The organism is Caballeronia sp. GACF4 (assembly GCF_023631025.1).
Taxonomy (GTDB): domain Bacteria; phylum Pseudomonadota; class Gammaproteobacteria; order Burkholderiales; family Burkholderiaceae; genus Caballeronia.
On record NZ_JALQDW010000018.1, the window covers coordinates 643,336 to 665,488 of the forward strand.

Here is a 22,153-nt window from a genome sequence, read left to right on the forward strand (position 1 = left end):
GTTTCGGCGCCGCTTTATGGCGGCGCTTGGACGGAGTGCGTCCAAAGATTCCAAAAACTCTCGTCAGGGAACGACACACGCCATGCTGGACGCCAATCTCAAGACTCAGTTGAAAGCCTATCTGGAAAAAGTCACGCGGCCCATCGAGCTCGTCGCCTTTCTCGACGACAGCGACAAATCGCGTGAGCTGAAAGGCCTGCTCGACGAAATCGCTACGCTGTCCCCGCGGATCAGCGTCGTCGAGAAAGAGGACGTTGCGGCACGCCGTCCGTCGTTCACCATCGGCGAGCCGGGCAAGGCGGCGGGCATTCACTTCGCCGGCATTCCGATGGGTCACGAATTCACGTCGCTCGTGCTGGCGCTGCTGCAAACCGGCGGCCATCCGATCAAACTCGACGACGAAACCATCGAGCAGATTCGCGCGCTCGACGGCGATTACCGGTTCGAAACGTATTTCTCGCTGTCGTGCCAGAACTGCCCGGAAGTCGTGCAGGCGCTGAACGTGATGGCGATCATCAATCCGCGTATCAAGCACGTGGCGATCGACGGCGCGCTGTTCCAGAAGGAAGTCGAAGACCGCCAGATCATGGCCGTGCCGACGATGTTCCTGAACGGCGACAGCTTCGGCCAGGGCCGCAGCAGCGTGAAGGAGATTCTCGCCAAGCTGGATACGGGCTCAGCCGCGCGTGCCGCAAAGCAACTGGAAACGAAGCCGGTATTCGACGTGCTGATCGTCGGCGGCGGTCCTGCAGGCGCGGCAGCGGCGATCTACGCGGCGCGCAAGGGCATTGCGACCGGCGTGGTCGCCGAGCGCTTCGGCGGCCAGGTGCTGGACACGATGGCTATCGAAAACTTCATCTCCGTGCAGGAAACGGAAGGACCGAAGTTCGCGACGGCGCTCGAACAGCACGTCAAGAGCTACGAAGTCGACGTGATGGACGTGCAGCGCGCTGACAAGCTGATCCCGGGCCGCATCAACGAAGTGCATCTGGCAAGCGGCGCGGTGCTGAAGGCAAAGACCATCATTCTGGCGACGGGCGCGCGCTGGCGCGAAATCAACGTGCCGGGCGAGCGTGAATATCGCGGACGCGGCGTGGCCTACTGCCCGCACTGCGACGGCCCGCTCTTCAAGGGCAAGCGCGTGGCGGTCATCGGCGGCGGCAATTCCGGCGTCGAAGCGGCCATCGACCTCGCGGGTGTCGTTGCGGCGGTGACGCTGATCGAATTCGGCAACGAGTTGCGCGCCGATGCCGTGTTGCAAAAGAAGCTGCGCAGCCTGTCGAACGTGACCATCGTCACGAGCGCGCAGACCACGGAAATCACCGGCGACGGCAAGAAGGTCGACGGCCTGAACTACACGGACCGGGCGACGGGCGTCTCGCACCGCGTGGAACTCGAAGGCGTGTTCGTGCAGATCGGTCTCGTGCCGAACACCGAATGGCTGAAGGGCACGATCGAGCTGTCGAAGCATGGCGAAATCATCGTCGATGCGAAGGGCGCGACGTCGATCCCCGGCGTATTCGCTGCCGGCGACGTGACGACGGTGCCGTTCAAGCAGATCGTGATCGCGGTCGGCGAAGGCGCGAAGGCATCGCTTGGCGCGTTCGATCATCTGATTCGCGCGTCGGTCGAGGAAGAAGAGACGGTGGCCGCGTAAAGCTTGCCTTGCGGCGAAGGGGAAAGGCGAACGAGCGCTGCTCGTTCGCCTTTTTTTGTATTGCGCTTGCGGTGGAATTGGCGCTTGAAGCGCGCGTCAATTCGGCTCGCTTTTCCAGCGCGCTGCCGAAATAGACGGCTGTGGCAATGAGTGGGCGAAGTTGGCGATGACGCTGATGAGCAAAACCCGCTCACGCCGAAAACACCGCCCCACCCTCAGCTTGCCGACTTCGCTTTCGGCTCGAGCACCAGCGGAAAGATCACTTCGAACACGCTTCCATGTCCTTTCACCGACTGGAAACGCAACTCGCCCTCGAGCGCACGCGACAGTTCCTTCACGATGGCAAGCCCAAGCCCCGTTCCGGGGATATCGTCCTCGGCCGCGCGCTCGAATTCCTCGAACACGCGCTCCTGATCCGCCGTACCGATGCCCGAACCTGTGTCCGTCACGCGCAAGCGCCAGCGGTCGTCCGCCACGGCGTCGATCGTCAACACGATTTCGCCCGCCGACGTGTATTTAATCGCGTTCGAGAGCAAGTTGATCGCGACCTGCTTCACCTTCAGCCGGTTCGATGTCACCGTGCCGAGCGTCGGTTCCAGATGCCCGACGAGCTTCAGGCCCTTTGCTTCGGTGCCAACGCGGTTCAACTGCATTAGTTCGTCGAAGAGACCGACGAGATCGAACGCTTCGACTGTCAACAGCGAATCGTCGCCGAGGACCTTCGAATATTCGACCATTTCATCGACTAGACTCGCCATGTCGGACACTTGCCGGTTGGCGAGCCCGAGCGCCGTCTCGCGTTTCGCGGGCGAGCGGCCGAGCAGTTGCAGCGCCGTCGAGAATACGTTGAGGAAATTGCGCAGATCGTGCGCGACGCGGCGCGTCACCTGCATGCGCGTTTCGTAAAGTTCGCTGATTAGCTTCTGACGCAGCGTGAGCTCGTAATTCGCGCGCTCCAGCATGCCGGTGTATTCGTCGATCTTGCGATCGCGCTCGCCCACCGCTTCACGAATCGAGGCCAGCGTGACGAAGCTCACCACTTCATCGGTCATGAGCCGCGCGTGTTCTTCGTCCGTGCGCGAGAGATCCGTGTGCGCGGCGGCGTAATCGCCAATCGCCTGAAGCAGAATCTGGCGGAACAGGTCGAGCTCACGCACCAGTTCGTCGATGCGATACCCCTGCTGCCAACGCCATTGCCCGTGCTGCCGCGCGTTTTGTTCGATGACGCCTTCCTGATCGCGCAAATTACGCGATTCCAGCACGACGCAGATTTCCTCGAAGACTTCCGGCAAGTGGTCCGCCAGTTGCCGGTACGTGAGCTGGTCCGAGTGTTCGACTTCCTGATCCCCGAACACGAGCTTCATCCATTTTTCAGTCAGCGCGGTCCGCTGCTCGCGCAACGAAGCCACGAGACCGTCCAAGCCGTTGGCTGCCGTTTCGGCCATCTGCGATTCCTCGATTGCAACGCCCAGTTGCCGCTCGTGCGGCGCGTGGTGCTCGTATGGAAGTGCTGGTAAGGAAGTGCTGGGGTGAAACCGCCGTGGAGCGCGAAGCTCGAAGGCCGCGATGCCACGCCAGTATAGGCCCAGCTTCAGGCAAAAAGTTCGAGTACCCGACTATCGTAAACGGGCAAAATTGCTAACGCATTCGCTAATTGACAAGGTGGACGGGCGCGACGCACGCCTCAATGCGGGCGACCTTTTTCACGCAGCATCTGCACGAACTGGCGCGCAGCCGGCGACAGCGCGCCTCCCTTTCTCGTCACGATGCCATACGTCTGCGACTTCGATTTCATGCGGATCGGCAAGATGCGCAACATGCCGTAGCGCTCGAAAAGTTTCGCGACGCTCGCCGGCAATATCGCCACCATATCCGCGCTCTGCTGCAACAGCGTGACCGTCACGAGCGGCGACGCGGTGGAGATGGGGTTCGCCGGCATCGGCAAGCCGGCGAGGTCGAGTTCGCGTTCGAGCAGCGCGCTCATCGGCAGATAACTCGGGTACGTCACCCAGCGATGACCCGCCAGTTCCGCGAGCCCGACTTCGCGTCCCGCCGCGCGCGGATGGTCCTGTCCCACGACAATGGCAAGCGGTTCGTCGGCGAGCGGCTGATAGTGGTACTTTGTCGGCTGGTCCGACACGCTTGCGCGGCCGATCACGAGATCGACATGGCCGTCGTCCAGCATGCCGAGCATGCGCGCGCTGGTGTCCTCGACAATTTCGATGGCAAGGTCCGGATGCTTCGCGTGCATCTCGCCGACGATCGGCGCGACCACGCCCGGCACCGCGCCCATGATCGTGCCGACCGTCAGCCGCCCGCCCGTGCCCGCGCGTATCTGCGCGACTTCCTGGCAGAGCGCGCTCAGATCGGCAGCCAACAGACGCGCATAGCGCACCACGGCGCGGCCGAACGGGTTGGGAATCACCCCGCTCTTGGCGCGCTCGAACAAGGGCGCTTCCAGCATCGATTCGAGTTCGGCGAGCGCCTTGGAAGCGGCGGACTGAGTCATCGCCATGGCGCTCGATGCTTTATGCAGCGATTTATGGTCGTCGAGCGCGATCAGCAACTGCAATTGCTTCATGCGCAGCCGCGACATCAGGACATCCAGGGTGTTTTTCATGCGACAAACGATGCGGAAGAAAAAGGCGGGGTGATTCCAGAAAGCGATCACTCGATGGAAAGGATTCACTATACAGCGGCGCCTCTCGCGCCGTATAGTCGGCGCAGCGCGACGCTCGCATCCGCCGCGGTCGCTACGACTCACTCAAGTCAAGGACGAGACACCATGCAACTCACAGGCAATCTGCTCATCGGCCAGCAATCCATTTTCGGCAGCAACGGCTCGATCAAGGCCGTCAACGCGTCGACGGGCGCGGCCATCGAACCGGCATTCGGGGGCGCCACGCTCGCCGATCTCGACCGCGCAGCCGCCCTCGCCTGGGCCGCGTTCGACGTATATCGTGAAACCGCGCCCGAAGCGCGCGCGAAATTCCTCGAAACCATCGCGCAAAATATCCTCGACGTCGGCGACGATCTGGTCGAACGCTGCATCATCGAAAGCGGATTGCCACGCGGACGGATCGAAGGCGAACGCGGCCGCACGGTCGGTCAACTGCGTATGTTCGCGGAAGTGGTGCGTAACGGCGACTATCTCGGCGTGCGCATCGACCCGGCGCAACCCGAACGCAAGCCGCTGCCGCGCGTGGATCTGCGTCTGCGTCACATCGGCGTCGGCCCGGTCGCCGTGTTCGGCGCGAGCAACTTCCCGCTGGCGTTCTCGGTCGCGGGCGGCGATACGGCTTCCGCGCTCGCCGCGGGCTGCCCGGTGATCGTCAAGGCGCACTCGGCGCATCCGGGCACGGCGGAACTCGTCGGCCGCGCGGTGCAAAAGGCCGTGAAGGACTGCGGCATGCCCGAAGGCACGTTCTCGCTGCTGTTCGACAGCGGTCGTGACATCGGCCAGGGCCTCGTCAAGGACAACCGCATCAAGGCAGCAGGCTTCACGGGCTCGCGCGGAGGCGGCACGGCGCTGATGAAGCTCGCCGCCGAGCGTAAGGAACCCATTCCCGTCTATGCGGAAATGAGCAGCATCAACCCGGTCGTGTTGTTCCCGGCCGCGCTCAAGAACCGTGGCGAAGCCATCGCGAAGGCATTCGTGCAATCGCTCGTGCTCGGCGCGGGCCAGTTCTGCACAAACCCCGGCCTGATCCTCGCCGTCGATAGTCCTGACCTGGACAAGTTCATCGCGGCGGCATCGGCGGCGCTGACGGAGACGGCTGCGCAGACCATGCTCACGCCGGGCATCCACAAGGCGTACGAAGGCGCGATCGACAAGGCTTCGAGCCAGGCGGACGTGAAGACGCTCGCGCGCGGCGTCGAAGCGAAGAGCGACAATCAAGGCCAGTCGGCGCTGTTCTCGACCACGGCTGCGAACTTCCTCAAGAACCACGCGCTGCAGGAAGAGATTTTCGGCGCGTCGTCGCTGGTGGTGCGCTGCCCGGATCAGAAGACGATGCTGGAACTGATCGAATCGCTCGAAGGCCAGTTGACGTCGGCGCTGCATATCGACGAAGCCGATTACGCCGAAGCGCGCGATTTCCTCCCGGCGCTCGAACGCCGCACGGGCCGCATTCTGGTGAACGGTTTTGGCACGGGCGTCGAAGTGGGCCACGCGATGGTTCACGGCGGCCCGTATCCGTCCACGGCGGATGGCCGTTCGACCTCGGTCGGCAGCCTCGCGATCAACCGCTTCCTGCGTCCGGTGAGCTATCAGGACCTGCCGGATGCGCTTCTGCCCGACGCGCTGAAGACCGAGAATCCGCTGGGTCTGAATCGCCGTATCGACGGCAAGTTGCAACTGGCTGAATAAGCCGGTCGCATAAGCTGCAAATCGAGGCCGCGGCGCTGAACTTCCGGGTTCGCGTCGCGGCCTTCCGCTTATCGCGAATTGCTTCGGATGGCTAAATTGTCCGCACTTTCGCTCACGCACTTTCGCTCACGCACTTTCGCTCACGCACTTTCGCTCACGCACTTTCGCTCACGCACTTTCGCTCACGCACGGCGCAAACGTTCGCGCCGGCGCGCGAGGCAGTTCGTATCCGCCATGCAACGCGCAAACGGGTTTCATTTCGCGCCCTAACCGCTTTTGCATCAGTGGGTTATCGCGCGGTCGTTCGCCCTTGTCGGTTATTGGCTAAGGATTGGCGTCACGAAACCGCCGCCGCGCGCCCAGAATGTCAAAAACATTGTGAGAGAGCGATGCGTGGCGCTTGGCCGCGAAGCCCTGAAACGGCGACGCGGGCGCACCAGTCCCGGCCGCGTTTTCGTATCGACACGAGGGCCAGCGCCATCAAAAGGCGCGGTTACGAGGCGCGCTGGGAGCACGGAGTTTCGCGTGCCGCCGGCGCGATGATGTAGTCGCTTAAATTCAGGCGGCCCGAGGTAGGTGCGAAACGCGATTGACGTCCGAACTCGCTTCAACGATATTCGGACTTTCGTTTTTCGGACGCACGCAGTCGATGTTCATTCGACATACATTCGCGCCCGACAAACGATACGAAGGATTGTTGCCGCAGGACTTCGCGCGCGCGATTGCGGGCGGTCCGAAGCCAGTATAGGCACTCAAGCGGCCACGTTATCGCACATGTCCTTCGAGGGCTTAAAAGCATGACCACGCGTCTGACGTTTCCTGCATCCATGTTCTCCGTCGTCTGCCAGCGTTGCGGCAGCACGATGCGCAAAAACGCCGACAGTTGTCCAAACTGCGGCGCGGATCGTAACGCCGCGTCCGCTCAACCGCGCCAGGCCGCCGCACCGCAAGAACGGCCGCGCGTCAACATGTTCGAGCAGACGCTTTCCAAACCGCTTCCGTCGATGTCGAGCTCGGCAACGGCTTCCGCCGCCGCATCGGCTGGCGCCGGCGCCTCCGCTTCCGGCGCGCTGCCGGAGGAGCCCGCAACCGAACGCGGCTGGCCCGCGGGTTGGGACCCGAAACGCGCGAGCGAACGTATCGCGCAAAAGGCGGCGGAGCATCGGGCGAAGCGCCTGGAGGAATCCGCGCGCAGCGCTTATGCGAACACCGGCCGCGACCCCGACGCGCTGCCCGGCTCCGAGTCCTGGTCGAAGCGCAAGACGGTCATCGCGGGCGTTTGTTCGGTCGTGCTCGCGCTCGGCGCGGCCGCTTATCTGCAATACGGCGATTCGAACGATGACGACGCCTCGCCGTCCGCCGATCACAGTGTCTCCGGCGCGATCGATTCCAGATTCAGCTCGCTCGTGCCGGGTACCGCGCCGAACCTGAACCCCAATGTGGCGACAGGCGCGGGCAATGCCTCGGCCGATGCCCGCGCGTCCGTTTCCGGCGATACGCTGCGCAGCGTGCGCCTTGCGCTGGATCAGCACGACCTGACGCTGGCGCGCGCGCGCCTCAATACCGTTCCCGCGTCATTGCAGACGCGCCCCGACTACGATTCGATGAAAGACGAACTCGCGAAGCGCGAGTTGCAACGCGACGCCGCGCTGCAATTGGCGCGGGCCTGCGAGCGGACTTCGGCATGGTCGTGTGTGCAGCAGAACGCGGGCGAAGCGCTCGCTATCGATGGCGGCAACGGCGAGTCGCAAGCGATGCTAGAACGCGTCATCTCGCACGCGGGCTGGATGGTCGCGACGCCTGCGGGCGCGAAGAAGCCGCTGCCATCGGCGGTGACGGCTGCTGCCCCGGCGCCCGCCGCACCTGCCAGCGTGGTTGCCGCCAACGTCGGCAAGCCTGCGACCACTGCGAACGTGGAAGTTGCGACGCCGCCAGTCAAGACCGTGACCATCGCGCCGAAGACCGTGGTTGAGCGGCACGCCGCGCAGCGCGGAACGGCAGCGGCGGCACGGCGGGATGCCATCGACGAAGCGCGGGATGCATCGACTGATTCGCGCGCGGAGAAGATCGCGCGGGCTCAGGCGGCTACGAATGCCATTACCGCGGCGACGGTTGGGCCTGCTGCTACGGCCAATGTTGCCCCGGCCAATGCGCCTGCGACTTCGGCCGTTGAATTGCCTGCCGCGAAGATGTTCGCACCGTCCGCTGCGACGGCGACGGCGACGGTGGCACCGGCGACTTCCGGCAATGCCTTGCCTGCCGCAAGGACAACGGCAGCGACGACAGCGCCTGCCGTGCCTTCTTCCACGACGCCCGCGCCTTCCGCTGTTGCAGGCACGGCCGCTCCTTCGGTTGCTGTGCTGACGCCCGCGCCCGTGACGACCACGGCGACGCGCACGGCGCCCGCCAACGCTGCGCCGCCTCCGGGGACGAGTCGCACCGCGCCCGCCGCCGTGGCAGCCAACACGCGGCCCGCGCCTCAAACCGGCGCGACGCGCAACACCGCGTCGACCGGCCTGTACGATGCCTCTTCCGCCAATCACGCCAACGCGAGCGATGAGATGTACGTCGCGCCGCAGAATCGCGGAGCGACCGCGACGGGCGGCGGCGCATCGAATAACGGCATGTACGATGCGACGTCCAATCGCGGCGGCACGTCCAACGGGATGTATGTTGCGCCGTCGGCGTCGGGTGCCGCACCGCATGCATCGACGTCATCGACGGCGACTGGCGCGACGCCTGTCGCCGTGCGCAATACCACGCCGCAAGCTCAACTCGCCGCCGCGCCCGCGATCAGCCCGCCCGCAGCAAGCCCGCGCGCTGCCGCGTCGTTTGGCGCATCGAACGTATCGGCGCATATGGACGCGGACAAGACCGAAGAACTGGAACGCGCCATCAAGCAATACGGTTGGACGAGCGGCGCGGCTTCGAAGTCGGCGCCGTGAAGATGGGGAGATAGAAACATGGAAGAGCGCATTGAATGAAGAGTCGGCGCTTTGTGGGTGAAAGGCAACCACGCAAGCAAGGCGTCTTGCGAGATTGAAGCGGCTCCGAAGAAAGCGCTTCAGAAATAGAAAAGTCTCGGGTAACGACGCGAATCTGAAGAAGCCCGACTCGGGAAACGAAGCATCTTTGAAGGAGCGAGGTCTCGAATATCAAATCGCTTCTAAAGCGGCGATGTCTCGGGAGACGAGACTCGACGGAAGAGACGACGCACATCGGCGGGTGTGCGAGCAAGAAATAAGCATCCAAAGAACGAAGCAAATCAGGAAAAAAGCATTAACGGAGACAAAGCTTTTTTGGCACAGCAACGTGCCCGGAAAGAACCCGGCATCTCGCGAACGGAAAGAGTCGCCAGAACAAACTGCATCGGCTAAAACTAGCCCGCGCGCAGAAACGCATAACCGATTTCGCACGATGCGACGCTCTCGCATCGCGCGTGTTCCACAGCACCCGTCCAACTCAAGAATCGAGGGTCAATCATGTTCTCCACGAAAATCATGCGGAACGCCGCGCGAGGTGCGCTCGCCCTCCTTGCCGTTATCGGTCTCGCAAGCGTCACGGGGACAAGCTTCGCCGCCGACGCCGTGCCCTACAAAATCACTACCGGGCCGGATCGCGGCACGTATATTCAGATCGGTCAGGACCTGTCCAAATACGTGGCCGACCCAGCCGGCATGGAGTTGGAAGTGCTTTCTTCCAAAGGATCGGCGGAAAACGTGCAGCGCATGCGCTATGAACCCGGCGTGAAATTCGCACTCGTTCAGTCGGACGTGTATCAGGCTTACGTCGATATGGCCGCGTCCGGTAACACCGATGCCGGCAATATCATCAAGCCGCTGCGCCTCATCATGCCGCTTTACGACGAAGAGATTTACTTCGTCGTGCGTTCGGATTCGCCGCTCAAGTACATCCAGGAAATCAAGGACAAGAACATTAGCGTCGGGCTGCTCGGAAGCGGCACGGCGCAGTCGTCGGCGACGCTGTATCGGCTGATGTTCGGTGAACCTATCGCCGATCAGAACGCGCAGCACTACAGCAACGAGGACGCGCTCGCAAAGCTGATCGTGCGCAAGATCGACGTCGCGGTGATCGTCGCGGGACAGCCTGCCAAGCTCTTTCAGGACATGAACCCGGAACTGCTGCAGCAGATCAAGCTGTTGCGTCTGGACCCGGCCGCGCCTGAAACCGCGCGCGCCAAGCAAACGTATTTCCCGGCGACGATCCGCACATCGAGCTATCCGAACTGGATTCAGGAGGACACGCCAACGCTCACCGTCAAGGCGTTCCTCGTGACGTATGACTATGGTCTGCGCGGCACCGTCGGCGCGATGTCGAAATTCGCCGATTCGCTCTGCACGAACTTCGATACGCTGCAGGCGAGCGGGCATCCGAAGTGGAAACAGGTGCATCTCGAACTGCCGCCGCTGACGAAGGGCTGGAAGTACTATCCGCCGGTTGAAAAGCATTTGCGGTCGTGCATCGCCAAGCGCGCGGCGCTCGCGCAGCAATCGCAAGGCGGCGCGCAGACGGTATCGGCGCGTTCGACGGATGGCGCCGCGGCAAAAATGAAGAAAGCAAGTTGCACCGCGCAGGAGAAGGTGTTGTTGCTGTGCGATCAGTGACGTGAACGCACGCGCTGTTGTCTGCATGACGACAGCGCGTTGCGCGATACGCAAACAAGCGCCTACGCCCCCATCGCCGCCATAACCTCCGCCAGCCGCTTCAACCCACGCTCGATAGCCGGGACGCTCGTCCCGCCATATCCAAGCAACACGCCTTGCAAGAGCGGCTTGCCCGCATAAAACGGCGCGATGCCGTACAACCCCACTTGCGCCTCGCGCGCCGCCGCGACCACGCGCGCTTCCTGCCACGGCTCTAAAAGCCGCGCGACCAGATGGATGCCGGCCGTCGATGGCATCGGCTCGAACCAGTGCGCGAGAGCGCCCGTCAGATGCGCGATCAACGCGGCACGGCGTTGCGCATACGCCTTGTGCATGCGGCGCAAATGTTTCGCATATTCGCCATCCAGCATGAAGGCGCCGAGCGCTGTCTGCGTGAGCATGCAGCCGTGCAGATCGCAAACTTGCCGCGCGTTCCAGAGCGGCTCGGAAAGCGTCGCGGGCGGCACCACGTAGCCAATCCTTAAATCCGGAAAAAGCGTCTTCGAGAACGTGCCGACATACGCGACCAACCCTGCATGATCCAGGCTCTTCAGCGACTCGACCGGCCGCCCTTCGAAGCGAAACTCGCCGTCGTAGTCATCCTCGACGATCACCGCGCCGCGTTTGGCCGCCCATTCGAGCAGTTCGATCCGGCGCGCGAGACTCATCGGCATGCCGAGCGGAAACTGATGCGACGGCGTCACGTAGACGAGCCGTGTATTGCGCGGCAACTTGTCCACGACGATCCCGTGCTCATCGACGGGAACGTGCGCAATGCGCGCGTGCAGCGCCGAGAAAATGGCGCGCGCAGGCGGATAACCCGGCTCTTCCATCGCGACGACATCGCCCGGCTGGACCACCACGCGCGCGAGCAGATCGAGCGCCTGCTGGGCGCCTTGCGTCACGAGGACGTCCTGCCAGTTGCACACCACCGCGCGGCTGAACGCCAGATAGCGCGCAATGCCGAGCCGTAGCTCCTGCTCGCCGGCCGGATCGCGATACGACGCCACGCCGCCGCCCGTGCGCGCCTGCGTGCGCAGCGCCTGGTTGACGCAGCGGCGCCAGGCATCGAAGGGGAAAAGCGTCTTGTCGGTCACGCCGCCCTTGAAATCGCAGTCGAGCGTGATGTCGGCGGGCGGCATGGGCATCGACATGCGTTCGGGCATCTTGCGCCAGATGCCGGTGGCGCGGGCGCGCGCCGAGGTCGGCTCGGCGCGGGCGGCGGGCAGACGCGTGAGGCCATCGGCGACGAAGGTGCCATCGCCGGCGCGAGTGCGAAGAAAACCTTCGGCGATCAGGCGATCGAATACATCGAGCGTCGTCTTGCGAGACACGCCGAGCTGCGCGGCGAGATCGCGCGTGGACGGCAGGCGCGCATGAGCGGCAAGCCGCCCTTCGATGATGCCCGCGCGCAACTGGCCGTAGATCTGGCCCGTGAGGTCGTGACGGCCGTGCAGGGTGATGTGGATGTCCAAGGTGAAGCACCGATTGAGCGTGGCTACCTAGGATGAACGGATTTCGATGCATTCACAAGACCAGCGCCGCGTTCGCCTCACCCTTCCGCCCCAAACACCGCCGCACATAACGTCACCCCTTCGGCGCTCAACCACGCACTTCCCGCGCCCTCTTCCGTGATCGTCATCTCGATCAGCCCCGCATCCGCGAGCCCGGTAAGCTGCCGCCGCAACGCGCTCATCGGCAAATCGGACTGCTTCGCCAACTTCGCAAGCGACCACGGTTTCTCCGGGCTCTCCCGACGCGCGCGCCAGAGTTGCGCCAGAACGGCGACGAGTATGGGATCGATGTCATCGCTCATCTATGTCTCGTTCTCTATGTCGTCTCGCGCCGCGCGCCGATCGATTTCGCCGACGAGTTCGCCCAAACGCTGCAACGCCGCCTCGCTCTGCGCGGTCCACGGATAGCTGTAGTTCAAGCGAATGAAGTGGCTGAAGGCATTGCGCGTCGAGAACATATAGCCCGGCCCGACCGTGATACCGCATTCGAGCGCCGCGCGATAAAGCTGCATCGAATCGACGCGCTCCGGCAATTCGACCCAAAGCACATAACCGCCCTGTGGCGCGGACGTGCGCGTGCCCGCCGGAAAGAAGCGCTCGACCATCGCACGCATGATGCGCGCCTGTTGCTGATAGAGCTTGCGCACGCCGCGCAGATGCCGGTCGTAACCGTCCTGACGAAGATAATCGGCGACGGCGACTTGCGGCACCGAAGGCGTGGTCAGCGTGTTGAGGAACTTGAGCTTGTCGACTTGCGCGCGAAAACGTCCCGGCATCGCCCAGCCGATTCGATACGACGCCGTGAGACTCTTCGAAAACGACGCGCAGTGAAGCACGAGCCCCTTGGTATCGAAACTTTTGAGTGTCGTAGGCCGCGCATCGCCGAAATAGAGCTCGTGATACACGTCGTTTTCGATCACCGGTATCTCGTGCTCGCTCAGCAATTCGACGAGTTGCCGCTTGCGCGCATCCGGCATCAGAAAGCCGAGCGGGTTCTGAAAATTCGGCATCACCATGCAAGCAGCAATCTTTCTTTTGCCGATGATCTGCGCCAGCGCCTCGATGTCGATGCCATCGACGGCATGCGTCGGCACCTCGATCGCGCGCATGCCGAGCCGCTCGATGGCGTGCAGCATCGCGTAATACGTTGGCGACTCGACGGCCACGGTATCGCCCGGCTTCGCGACCGCCTGCAAACTCAGATTGATCGCTTCGGTCGCGCCGACCGTAATCACGATTTCGGCCGGGTCCACGCTCACGCCGTTCTCCGCGTAGCGCCGCGCGATCTGGCGGATGAGCTCGGGGTTGCCGGGCGGCAGATCGTCGATGAGATTCCAGCTCGTGTGCCGCCGCGCGATGGCGTTTGCGTACTGGTTGATGCGCCGCCAGGGGAACGGCTCGGGATCGGGATACGGCGAGCCGAACGGCACGGCGTCGTGCGCGCGGATGCTGCGCAGCGTGGCGAGCACGAGCCGGCTCACGTCCACTTCGGAAGCCACCGCCACGGGACGCGCGCGGCGCTTCGTCTCGTCACGCGGCGTTTCGGCCTTGGGTCTGGCGCGCACGAAATAGCCGGATTGCGGACGCGTTTCCAGCACGCCGCGGCCTTCGAGCAACGCATAGGCATGCAGCACGGTCTTGATGCTCACGCCGTGCTGCTGGCTCGCCTGCCGCACCGACGCAATGCGCTCGCCCGGCGCGAACACGCCACGGCGCACGGCGGCTTCGATCTCATCGGCGAGCTTTTCGTAGAGGGTCACGGCGGCGGTCGTGTCGAAACAAGGAGGGCGTTCAGTCTACCAACTGTATCCCTCTTATTTCACGTTTTCTGTGCGCCGCGCGCCATTTGGGAAACAGTAGGATCGACGTATCGAATCGTCCTGTGCGTCGACACGCCACACCATGAAGAAGCCCGAAGCTCGCATCGAACCGTACACACACCCCGCCGCAGGCTGGGGCGCGCTCAAACAGGTGGCTATCAATCTCGTCAAGGAGAAGGTCGCGGGCGGCAATTACCGGACGCTCTTCAAGCAGAATCAGCCGGATGGCTTCGACTGCCCCGGTTGCGCGTGGCCGGACCGGGCGCATGCATCGACATTTGAATTCTGCGAAAACGGCGTCAAGGCCGTTGCCGCCGAAGCCACGGCGAAGCGCGTCACGCCCGCGTTCTTCGAAGAGCACACGGTGACTTCGCTGATGGCGCAGTCGGACTACGAACTCGAACAGCATGGCCGCCTGACCGACCCGCTTGTCTACGACGCCAAGCGCGACCGTTATGTGCCGATAGAATGGGACGCGGCGTTCGAGTTGATCGCATCGCACATCAACAAGCTGGACCATCCGGACAAGGCCGCGTTCTATACGTCCGGCCGCGCAAGCAACGAAGCCGCTTTCCTTTACCAGCTCTTCGTGCGGATGGTCGGCACGAACAATTTCCCCGACTGCTCGAACATGTGCCACGAGGCAACGAGCCGTGGCCTGCCGCATACCGTGGGCGTCGGCAAGGGCACGGTGACGCTCGACGACTTCGAACACGCCGACACGCTGCTGCTCTTCGGTCAGAATCCGGCGACCAATCATCCGCGCATGCTCGGCGAGTTGCGCGACTGCGCGAAACGCGGCGCGACCATCGTGTCGATCAATCCGCTGAAAGAACGCGGCCTCGAACGGTTCGCGAGCCCGCAGCACACACTCGACATGCTTTCGCCCAAGGGCGTGAAGATCAGCTCCGTATTCATCCGCCCGAAAGTGGGTGGCGACTTCGCGCTCATCAAGGGCGTGGCGAAACGCGTGATCGAACTCGACGATGCCGCGCTCGCCAATGGCCAGGCCCGCGTGCTCGATGTCGATTTCATCGCGCAACACACGGTTGGCTTCGACAGCTTCGCCGCCGACTTGCGCGCCGAGAACTGGGAGATGATCGTCGCGGAATCGGGCGTGGCCATCGACGAAATCTTGAAGCTCGCCGATATCTACGCGCAAGGCCGCGCCGTCATCTCGACGTGGGGCATGGGCCTCACGCAGCACAAGAATTCAGTGCCGATCGTGCAGTTGCTGTCCAACCTGATGATGATGCGCGGCAATATCGGCCGGCGCGGCGCGGGGCTTTGCCCGGTGCGCGGCCATTCGAACGTGCAGGGAGATCGCACGGTGGGTATCGAGGAAAAGCCGACGCAGGCGTTTCTCGACAAGCTCGGCGCGGCATACGACTTCGAGCCGCCGCGCGAGCACGGTTACGACGTGGTCGAATCCATTCACGCGATGCTCGAAGGCCGCGTGAAGGTGTTCATCGGGCTGGGTGGCAATTTTTCGATCGCCACGCCCGACACGCCGCGCACCTGGGAAGCAATGCGTTCGTGCGACCTCACCGTGCATATCACGACCAAGCTGAATCGCAGCCATCTCGTGCATGGCCGCGACGCGCTCATTCTGCCGACGCTCGGCCGTACCGAGATCGACATGCAGAACGGCGTGGCGCAAGGCGTGAGCGTGGAAGACTCGATGAGCATGGTCCACATCTCGTATGGCATGAACAAGCCCGCTTCGCCGAATCTGCTTTCCGAGGTGGCGATCGTCGCGCGCATGGCGCATGCGACGCTCGGTTCGGGCAAGGTGGACTGGCTTGCGCACGCGAACGACTACGCGCTGATTCGCGACGGCATAGAAAAAGTGGTCGAGGGCTTCGAGCGCTATAACGAGCGGTTGAAGCAACCCGGCGGCTTTCATTTGGGCGTGGCTTCACGCGAGCGCGTCTGGAAGACGCCGAGCGGCAAGGCGCAGTTCATCGTGCACCCCATTGCCGTCGATACGCCGATTCACCGCGCCCGCGCCCTGCACGGCGAGCGCCTGATGACGCTCATGACCACGCGCTCGCACGATCAGTACAACACGACGATCTACGGACTCGACGACCGCTATCGTGGCGTGTACGGACAGCGGCGTGTGCTCTTTGCGAACCGCGAGGATATCGACATGCTCGGCTTCGAACCGGGCGACCTCGTGGATATCACGAGTGTCTGGGATGACGATGTCGTGCGCCAGGTGGACGGCTTCACCCTCGTTGCGTACGACATTCCTCGTGGATGCCTGGGCGCATACTATCCTGAGACCAACCCGCTAGTGCCGTTGTCGTCCACTGCTGATGGTGCCGGGACGCCGACTTCGAAGTCCATTCCCGTGTTGCTGAGTTCCGCGAACGAAATCCGCCAGAGCGCTGCTGCTTGAGATCGAAGTTGATGCCGCACCGGGCCACCGCGTTGTGACGCGCGCGGGCGCGTGCGTTCAGGCGGCGCTCCAGCGCATCGGGACCCGTGCACCAGCGGTGAATGACGGCGCCGAGCGCGCCCAGAATACCGACGCCCGCCATCCAGCCGAGCGCGATGCTTTGCAGCGTGGCCGACACATAAGCGCCGCCCAGCATGGCCGCCGCGAACACCACCACGACCATTTTGTACGGCGGACTGTCCTGATTCTCGGTCCGTTGGCGGGTTGCGGCGCCCCATTCGGTCTGATAGCCGCTGACAGAATATCCTTGCGTAGTTTGTTTCATTTTTATCTCCAAACCGTCCTCAAGTTTGCGTTTTCGCAAACTTACGCAGATGGAGACGCAAGCGATATACGACTTTTCCTAACTATCAGCCGGATGGCAGAGGTTGACTTTTAGCGACGATGACGGACCGTTACTTGGCGCCGGCAAACTCCTGCACCTCGGCATCGGTTTCGCCGGCGAGCGGCACGACGCCTGACGGTCCCATCGCCAAGGGCTGCAACAGCAACGCGACGAGCCCGCTCCAGCCGGTCTGATGCGATGCGCCCACGCCGCGTCCGTTGTCGCCGTGAAAGTATTCGTGGAACAACACGAGATCGCGCGAACGCGGGTCCGCCTGGAGTTGCGGATACGCCGCCATCACCGGACGTTCGCCGTTCTTGTCGAGCAAGAAGAGCGTGGTCAGACGGCGCGCGAGTTCGTCGGCGATCTGTTTCAGCGAAAACTTTTGTCCCGAGCCGGTCGGGTATTCCACGCGGAAATCATCGCCGTAATAGCGATGAAATTCGTGCAGCGACGCAATCAGCAGATAGTTCACCGGCATCCAGATCGGCCCGCGCCAGTTCGAATTGCCGCCGAACACGCGCGAGTTCGACTCGGCCGGCAGATACTGCACCGAGAAGCTGTCACCGTTGTGATAGAACACGAACGGATTGTCGCGATGCACCCGCGACAGCGCGCGCACGCCGTGGTCGGAGAGAAACTCGCTTTCGTCGAGCATGCGTCTGAGCAGCGCCTTCATGCGATGCCCGCGCAACAGCGACAGCAGCACGCTATTGCCCTGCCCCGCGATATTCCAGCGCGACACGAGCCGCGCAAGATCCGGCCGATGTTCGAGAAACCAGTGCAGCCGGTCGCGCAGTCCCGGCAGCGCCTTGTGCACGTTCGGTTCGAGCACGTGCACGGCGAACATGGGAATGAGCCCGACGATGGACCGTACGCGCATCGGTACATTCGAGCCGTCCGGCAGACGCAGCTTGTCGTAGAAGAACTCGTCCTCGCCGTCCCACAAACCCGTGTCGCAGTCGTCCTCGCAGCTCACGGCTTCCGCGATATACAAGAAGTGCTCGAAGAACTTCACCGCGATATCCACGAACACCTTGTTCGCGTAGGCCAGTTCGAGCGCGATACGCATGAGGTCGAGCGCGTACGCGGCCATCCATGCGGTGCCATCGGCCTGATCGATATGACCGCCTGTCGGCAGCGGCGACGAGCGATCGAAGATGCCGACGTTATCCAGCCCGAGAAAGCCGCCCTGGAAGATGTTGCGGTCGTCGGCGTCCTTGCGGTTGACCCACCACGAGAAGTTGAGCAGCAGCTTGTGGAATACGAGTTCCAGGAAGTCGCGGTCGCCCTTGCCGGTGATCGCGCGGTCGATCTCGTAGACGCGCCACGTCGCCCACGCGTGCACGGGCGGATTGGCGTCGCCGAAAGCCCATTCATAGGCGGGCAACTGGCCATTCGGATGCTGATAACGGTCCTTCACGAGCAACAGCATCTGGCGTTTGGCGAACTCCGGATCGATCAATGCGAAGGCGGCCGCATGGAACGCGAGATCCCACGACGCGTACCACGGATATTCCCACTTGTCGGGCATCGACACGATGTCCGCGTTGCACAGATGCCGCCACTCCGCATTGCGCCCGCGACGGCGCGATTGCGGCGGCGTAGGCTGCAGTGGATCGCCGTCGAGCCAGCGCGTAACGTCGAATTGGTAATACTGCTTCGACCACAGCATGCCGGCGAGCGCCTGACGTTGCACGAGCCGCTGATCGGCGTCGGTGATGTCGTGCTGCAACGCGCCGTAGAATTCGTCGGCTTCCGCGATACGGCGCGCGAAGAGCGCGTCGGCATCGAGCGGCACGGTGTCGGGCGCGGATTCGGGACGCCAGCGCATGAACACTGTCGCCGTCCCGAATGGCGCGATCTCGAGATGCGCGCGAGCCGTCGCGCGCGTGCCGGTGTCGCGGCGAATCGCGTGTTCGTCCTCGTGGACGATGTAGTCGTTCACGCCATCCTTGAACGGACCCGGACCCTCCATGTTGAAAAGACGCTTGACGTTGGTGTCGTTCTCGCAGAAGAGCCATTCGACATCGGGCGTATCCGGCGACCATGCCGTGAGTACCATCTGTTCGTGTGCGCCGTGTTCCGCCGCGACATAGGTCACGCCGTTCACCGTCTGAAGTTTCAGCGAGGGTTTATCGGACACCTTCTTCCACGACCACGTATTGCGCGCCCACATCTGCGGCATTACGTCGATGGTAGCGGCGCAGTCCGCGCGATTCTCCACTTTCACGCGCATGACGATGTCGTCCGCCGTGTGCTTCGCGTATTCCACCTGCACGTCGAAGTAGCGGCCATCGTCGAACACGCCGGTATCGAGCACTTCGTATTCGGGCTTGTCCGCGCCGCGCCGCGCGTTTTCCTCGATGAGATCGGAATAAGGAAACGCCGCATGCGGATACTTGTACAGCATGCGCATGTACGAGTGCGTCGGCGTGCCGTCGATGTAAAAGTACAGCTCCTTCACATCCTCGCCATGATTGCCCTGCTCGTTGGTGAGCCCGAAAAGCCGTTCCTTGATGATCGGATCGGCGCCGTTCCACAAGGCGAGCGAGACGCACCAGTTGAGCTTGTCGTCGCCGAATCCGGCGATGCCGTCCTCGCCCCAGCGATACGCCCGGCTGCGCGCGTGATCGTGCGGAAAGTAATCCCACGCGGTGCCGTTATCGCTGTAATCCTCGCGCACCGTGCCCCATTGCCGTTCGCTCAGATACGGTCCCCAGCGTTGCCAGCGCGGGCAATCGCTCGAATGCAGACGCGAGCCTTCGACGGTGTCGATCTGATTGACGGCGCGCGATTTCGGCATGGATATTTCTCCTGATGAGCGGCGTTCGATGCCGCGGGCAAGACTCGTAATTTAGCGTGTTTCGGTCAGAAGCTTTTCTATGCGCAGCAATTCGCCGAGCGACCACGCCTGGAAAGGTGTGCCGCCAGGCGTATGGGGTGCATTGCCGTCGGCGACTTCGGACAGATGATCGAGACCGTACCTGTCCAGATGCGCTTCGAGCGGCGCAATGAAGCGCTCGCGCGCGCCCGCTGCGCCATGCACACGAATCCACGCCTCGATGAACGGCCCGATGAGCCAGGGCCACACGGTTCCCTGATGATAGGCGCCGTCGCGTTCCAACACGCCACCCGCATAACGCGGACGATACGCCGGGTCGGCCGGCGCGAGCGTGCGCAAGCCGAGTGGTGTCAGCAGTTGGGTTTCCACTTGCGCGAGCACGGCTTGAGCGATGTCGCCATCGACGAGCGCGAAAGGCAGACCGCCCAGCGCAAAGATCTGATTCGGACGGATCGAACGATCGAGCTTGCCGGCTTCGTGATCGGCATCGACGACATCGTACAGCGCGCGTGTGTCGGGATCGACGAAGCGCGCGAGGAAAGCCGCGCGCGCAGCGTCGCGCGGCGCGGTCCAGCGCGCATTCCACGCGCTTGCTATCGACAGCGCGTTGAACCACAGCGCCTCGACTTCCACCGGTTTGCCGATGCGCGGCGTCACCACCCAGTCGCCCGCCTTCGCGTCCATCCACGTGAGCTGAACGCCCGGGACGCCCGCGCGCAACAGACCGTCCGCGTCCGCCGCGATGCCAAAGCGCGTGCCGCGCGTATAGCCTTCGAGAATGGAATCGACCGCGTGTTGCAGGCGGCTCGCGGTCGCGGCGCTGGCGTGGCCCGTCGCCAGGTAATCGTGCACCGCCACGGCGAACCACAGCGAGGCATCGACCGAGTTGTATTCGGGCATGCCGCCGCCGTCCGGGAAGCGGTTGGGCAGCATGCCGTCCGAGAGCGTATCGGCCCATTCGAGCAGAATCGATTCGGCATCGGCGTAACGGCCCGCCGCGAGCAGAAGACCGCGCATCGAGATGAAGGTGTCGCGGCCCCAGTCGGTGAACCACGGATAGCCCGCGATGACCGTCTTGCCGACGTTGCGATCCACGATATAGGCGTCGGCGGAACGCACGAACCGCGAGCCGAACGCGGCGCGCCTTTGGCTCTCTCGCGTGGCGAGTCGGGTGGCAAGCGCTACCGCATTGCCCTCGTGCGCCTGTTCGTGGCCGGTGTCGGCATGAAAGATCAGCACCGCATCGCCGCGTACGAGATCGAAGCTGAAGACGCCGGGTGCGGCGAGGTCTTCGGTGAAATCGAGACCGCGGTCGCGCTCACGCGCATAGCTAAAGTTGCGATACCAGTCCGGCGCGTGCCGATAAGCCCCGTTCGACGTCGCGCCGATAGCCGGCAGATCGGCGTACGGACGCCAATGCACACGCTCCACGTCGACGGTTGCATCGAAGGAAAACGCGCCGTTCTCGTGATGCAGCGCGTGATAGTCGCGGCCCGAAAGAAGCGGCCGCACTTCGAGCGTGGCTTTCGGCACGGGCGTTTCGAGCCGCCAGCGCAGCACCGTCTCGCCGCTGTCCTTCACGACGAACACTTCCGCGCTCGCCACCGTTTCGTCGCCAATGCGAAAGCGCCACGTGGGCCACGGCGAGGTATCGAACGAGAGGAGGCTGGCGGAGATGTCCGGGTACAGCACGTCGGGCGCGTAGCGTTGCATCGTGAGCGCGTGGCGCTTCCCGTTTACATCGAGCCATGCCTCGACGCCATTCACCAGCACGACGCGCCCGGCGGGCGGCGCGGTGGCGGCGAGCAGCAACGCCTGATAGCGCCGCGTGCGCAACGTGCCGACGGTGCCCGACGCGAAGCCGCCGAAGGCATCCGGTTCGAGCCATTCGTCTTCCAGGCGCGCGGCGTCGAAAGGCGCGTCCCGATTCGCTTCGATACGCGTCATGTCGCCGCCTTGTTCCGATAATCGCTGAGCGCGCGCCGCGCCTTCTTCTGGATCGTCGCGCGCATTCGCGGTGTCCAGCCGAGCAGCAAACCGCTCGCGCCGAGCGCCTGACGGCTCCAGCGCCAGAGATCGAAGGTGTCGATGTGTTCGACGATAAAGCCATCGCGGATAGCAAAGCGCGACTCGATACGATTGACGACCGGCCGGCCCGTGGCCGAATAGGTATAACGCGCGATGGCGACGGCGCTCGCGGTCTGCCCGGTCGAGCGGATTTCATCCACCGTCAGCGAGAAATCCGCCGCGCGGCCGAGCAACATGCGCCACATGTCGCCGACCTCACGGCCGTGCAGCAGGCCGAACGCGGGGTCCTGAAAGCGGATGTCGGGCGCGTAACACGCGGCCATCCCCTCGGCGTCGCGCTCCTGAAAGGCGCGGTAGAACCGCTCGATGAGTTCGGTGTTTGAATTGGGCATGAGCTTCCGGAAGGGCCGCTGGCGCGTGCAAGTTCGCATTCTCTCCCGGCTCGCGCAATGCTGCAGCGCTAATTG

At 63.4% G+C, this 22,153-nt stretch carries 13 protein-coding genes; 5 read left to right on the forward strand and 8 right to left on the reverse strand.

Annotated elements, in window-relative coordinates; genetic code table 11:
* Positions 1-82 precede the first annotated feature (82 nt).
* Complete coding sequence (gene ahpF / locus NCR40_RS18055) at positions 83-1,657, forward strand: alkyl hydroperoxide reductase subunit F (RefSeq protein ID WP_250510166.1); 1,575 nt, start codon at positions 83-85, stop codon at positions 1,655-1,657.
* A gap of 215 nt (positions 1,658-1,872) precedes the next feature.
* On the opposite strand, the gene NCR40_RS18060 is transcribed toward ahpF, so the two are convergent.
* Positions 1,873-3,102 (reverse strand): sensor histidine kinase, encoded by a 1,230-nt coding sequence (locus NCR40_RS18060; RefSeq protein WP_250467321.1) that lies wholly within the window; start codon positions 3,100-3,102, stop codon positions 1,873-1,875.
* Between the two features lie 239 nt (positions 3,103-3,341).
* Positions 3,342-4,277, reverse strand: a complete 936-nt coding sequence (locus NCR40_RS18065) for a LysR family transcriptional regulator (protein ID WP_244829422.1) — start codon at positions 4,275-4,277, stop codon at positions 3,342-3,344.
* 165 nt (positions 4,278-4,442) lie between these two features.
* Between NCR40_RS18065 and NCR40_RS18070 the strand changes: the two genes are divergently transcribed.
* From NCR40_RS18070 to NCR40_RS18080, 3 genes are all read left to right on the forward strand, one after another.
* Complete coding sequence (locus NCR40_RS18070; RefSeq protein ID WP_250510167.1) at positions 4,443-6,026, forward strand: aldehyde dehydrogenase (NADP(+)); 1,584 nt, start codon at positions 4,443-4,445, stop codon at positions 6,024-6,026.
* A gap of 797 nt (positions 6,027-6,823) precedes the next feature.
* Complete coding sequence (locus tag NCR40_RS18075) at positions 6,824-8,971, forward strand: zinc ribbon domain-containing protein (protein ID WP_250510168.1); 2,148 nt, start codon at positions 6,824-6,826, stop codon at positions 8,969-8,971.
* A 537-nt stretch (positions 8,972-9,508) separates the two neighbouring features.
* Complete coding sequence (locus NCR40_RS18080) at positions 9,509-10,651, forward strand: TAXI family TRAP transporter solute-binding subunit (RefSeq protein ID WP_250510169.1); 1,143 nt, start codon at positions 9,509-9,511, stop codon at positions 10,649-10,651.
* Positions 10,652-10,713: 62 nt separating this feature from the next.
* Here NCR40_RS18080 and pdxR read toward each other — a convergent pair whose 3' ends face one another.
* The 3 genes from pdxR to NCR40_RS18095 form a co-directional block, all read right to left on the reverse strand.
* Positions 10,714-12,165: a MocR-like pyridoxine biosynthesis transcription factor PdxR gene (gene pdxR / locus NCR40_RS18085; RefSeq protein ID WP_250510170.1), complete on the reverse strand. Its 1,452-nt coding sequence runs from the start codon at positions 12,163-12,165 to the stop codon at positions 10,714-10,716.
* Positions 12,166-12,242: 77 nt separating this feature from the next.
* Positions 12,243-12,506: a helix-turn-helix domain-containing protein gene (locus tag NCR40_RS18090; protein WP_244829417.1), complete on the reverse strand. Its 264-nt coding sequence runs from the start codon at positions 12,504-12,506 to the stop codon at positions 12,243-12,245.
* Positions 12,507-13,964: an aminotransferase-like domain-containing protein gene (locus NCR40_RS18095; protein WP_250510171.1), complete on the reverse strand. Its 1,458-nt coding sequence runs from the start codon at positions 13,962-13,964 to the stop codon at positions 12,507-12,509.
* 142 nt (positions 13,965-14,106) lie between these two features.
* Between NCR40_RS18095 and NCR40_RS18100 the strand changes: the two genes are divergently transcribed.
* Positions 14,107-16,428, forward strand: coding sequence for an FdhF/YdeP family oxidoreductase (locus NCR40_RS18100; protein ID WP_250510172.1), 2,322 nt, complete (start codon positions 14,107-14,109; stop codon positions 16,426-16,428).
* A 455-nt stretch (positions 16,429-16,883) separates the two neighbouring features.
* Here NCR40_RS18100 and NCR40_RS18105 read toward each other — a convergent pair whose 3' ends face one another.
* Genes NCR40_RS18105 through NCR40_RS18115 form a run of 3 tightly spaced genes read right to left on the reverse strand, consistent with a single transcriptional unit; the run spans position 16,884 to position 22,078 of the window.
* Positions 16,884-19,619, reverse strand: coding sequence for an MGH1-like glycoside hydrolase domain-containing protein (locus NCR40_RS18105; protein WP_250510173.1), 2,736 nt, complete (start codon positions 19,617-19,619; stop codon positions 16,884-16,886).
* Positions 19,620-19,670: 51 nt separating this feature from the next.
* On the reverse strand, positions 19,671-21,605 hold the full coding sequence (locus NCR40_RS18110) for an amylo-alpha-1,6-glucosidase (RefSeq protein ID WP_250510174.1): 1,935 nt from the start codon (positions 21,603-21,605) through the stop codon (positions 19,671-19,673).
* The gene (locus NCR40_RS18115; protein ID WP_250510175.1) at positions 21,602-22,078 is read right to left on the reverse strand and encodes a nuclear transport factor 2 family protein; all 477 of its coding nucleotides are present in this window, start codon (positions 22,076-22,078) and stop codon (positions 21,602-21,604) included. Before NCR40_RS18115 ends, NCR40_RS18110 begins: the two co-directional genes overlap by 4 nt.
* Between the last annotated feature and the right edge of the window lie 75 nt (positions 22,079-22,153).

Excerpts from the sequence above, each read along its gene's own strand:
- ahpF (WP_250510166.1), top strand. The coding sequence starts at position 83 with ATGCTGGACGCCAATCTCAAGACTCAGTTGAAAGCCTATCTGGAAAAA.
- NCR40_RS18060 (WP_250467321.1), bottom strand. The coding sequence starts at position 3,102 with ATGGCCGAAACGGCAGCCAACGGCTTGGACGGTCTCGTGGCTTCGTTG.
- NCR40_RS18065 (WP_244829422.1), bottom strand. The coding sequence starts at position 4,277 with ATGAAAAACACCCTGGATGTCCTGATGTCGCGGCTGCGCATGAAGCAA.
- NCR40_RS18070 (WP_250510167.1), top strand. The coding sequence starts at position 4,443 with ATGCAACTCACAGGCAATCTGCTCATCGGCCAGCAATCCATTTTCGGC.
- NCR40_RS18075 (WP_250510168.1), top strand. The coding sequence starts at position 6,824 with ATGACCACGCGTCTGACGTTTCCTGCATCCATGTTCTCCGTCGTCTGC.
- NCR40_RS18080 (WP_250510169.1), top strand. The coding sequence starts at position 9,509 with ATGTTCTCCACGAAAATCATGCGGAACGCCGCGCGAGGTGCGCTCGCC.
- NCR40_RS18090 (WP_244829417.1), bottom strand. The coding sequence starts at position 12,506 with ATGAGCGATGACATCGATCCCATACTCGTCGCCGTTCTGGCGCAACTC.
- NCR40_RS18100 (WP_250510172.1), top strand. The coding sequence starts at position 14,107 with ATGAAGAAGCCCGAAGCTCGCATCGAACCGTACACACACCCCGCCGCA.
- NCR40_RS18105 (WP_250510173.1), bottom strand. The coding sequence starts at position 19,619 with ATGCCGAAATCGCGCGCCGTCAATCAGATCGACACCGTCGAAGGCTCG.
- NCR40_RS18110 (WP_250510174.1), bottom strand. The coding sequence starts at position 21,605 with ATGACGCGTATCGAAGCGAATCGGGACGCGCCTTTCGACGCCGCGCGC.
- NCR40_RS18115 (WP_250510175.1), bottom strand. The coding sequence starts at position 22,078 with ATGCCCAATTCAAACACCGAACTCATCGAGCGGTTCTACCGCGCCTTT.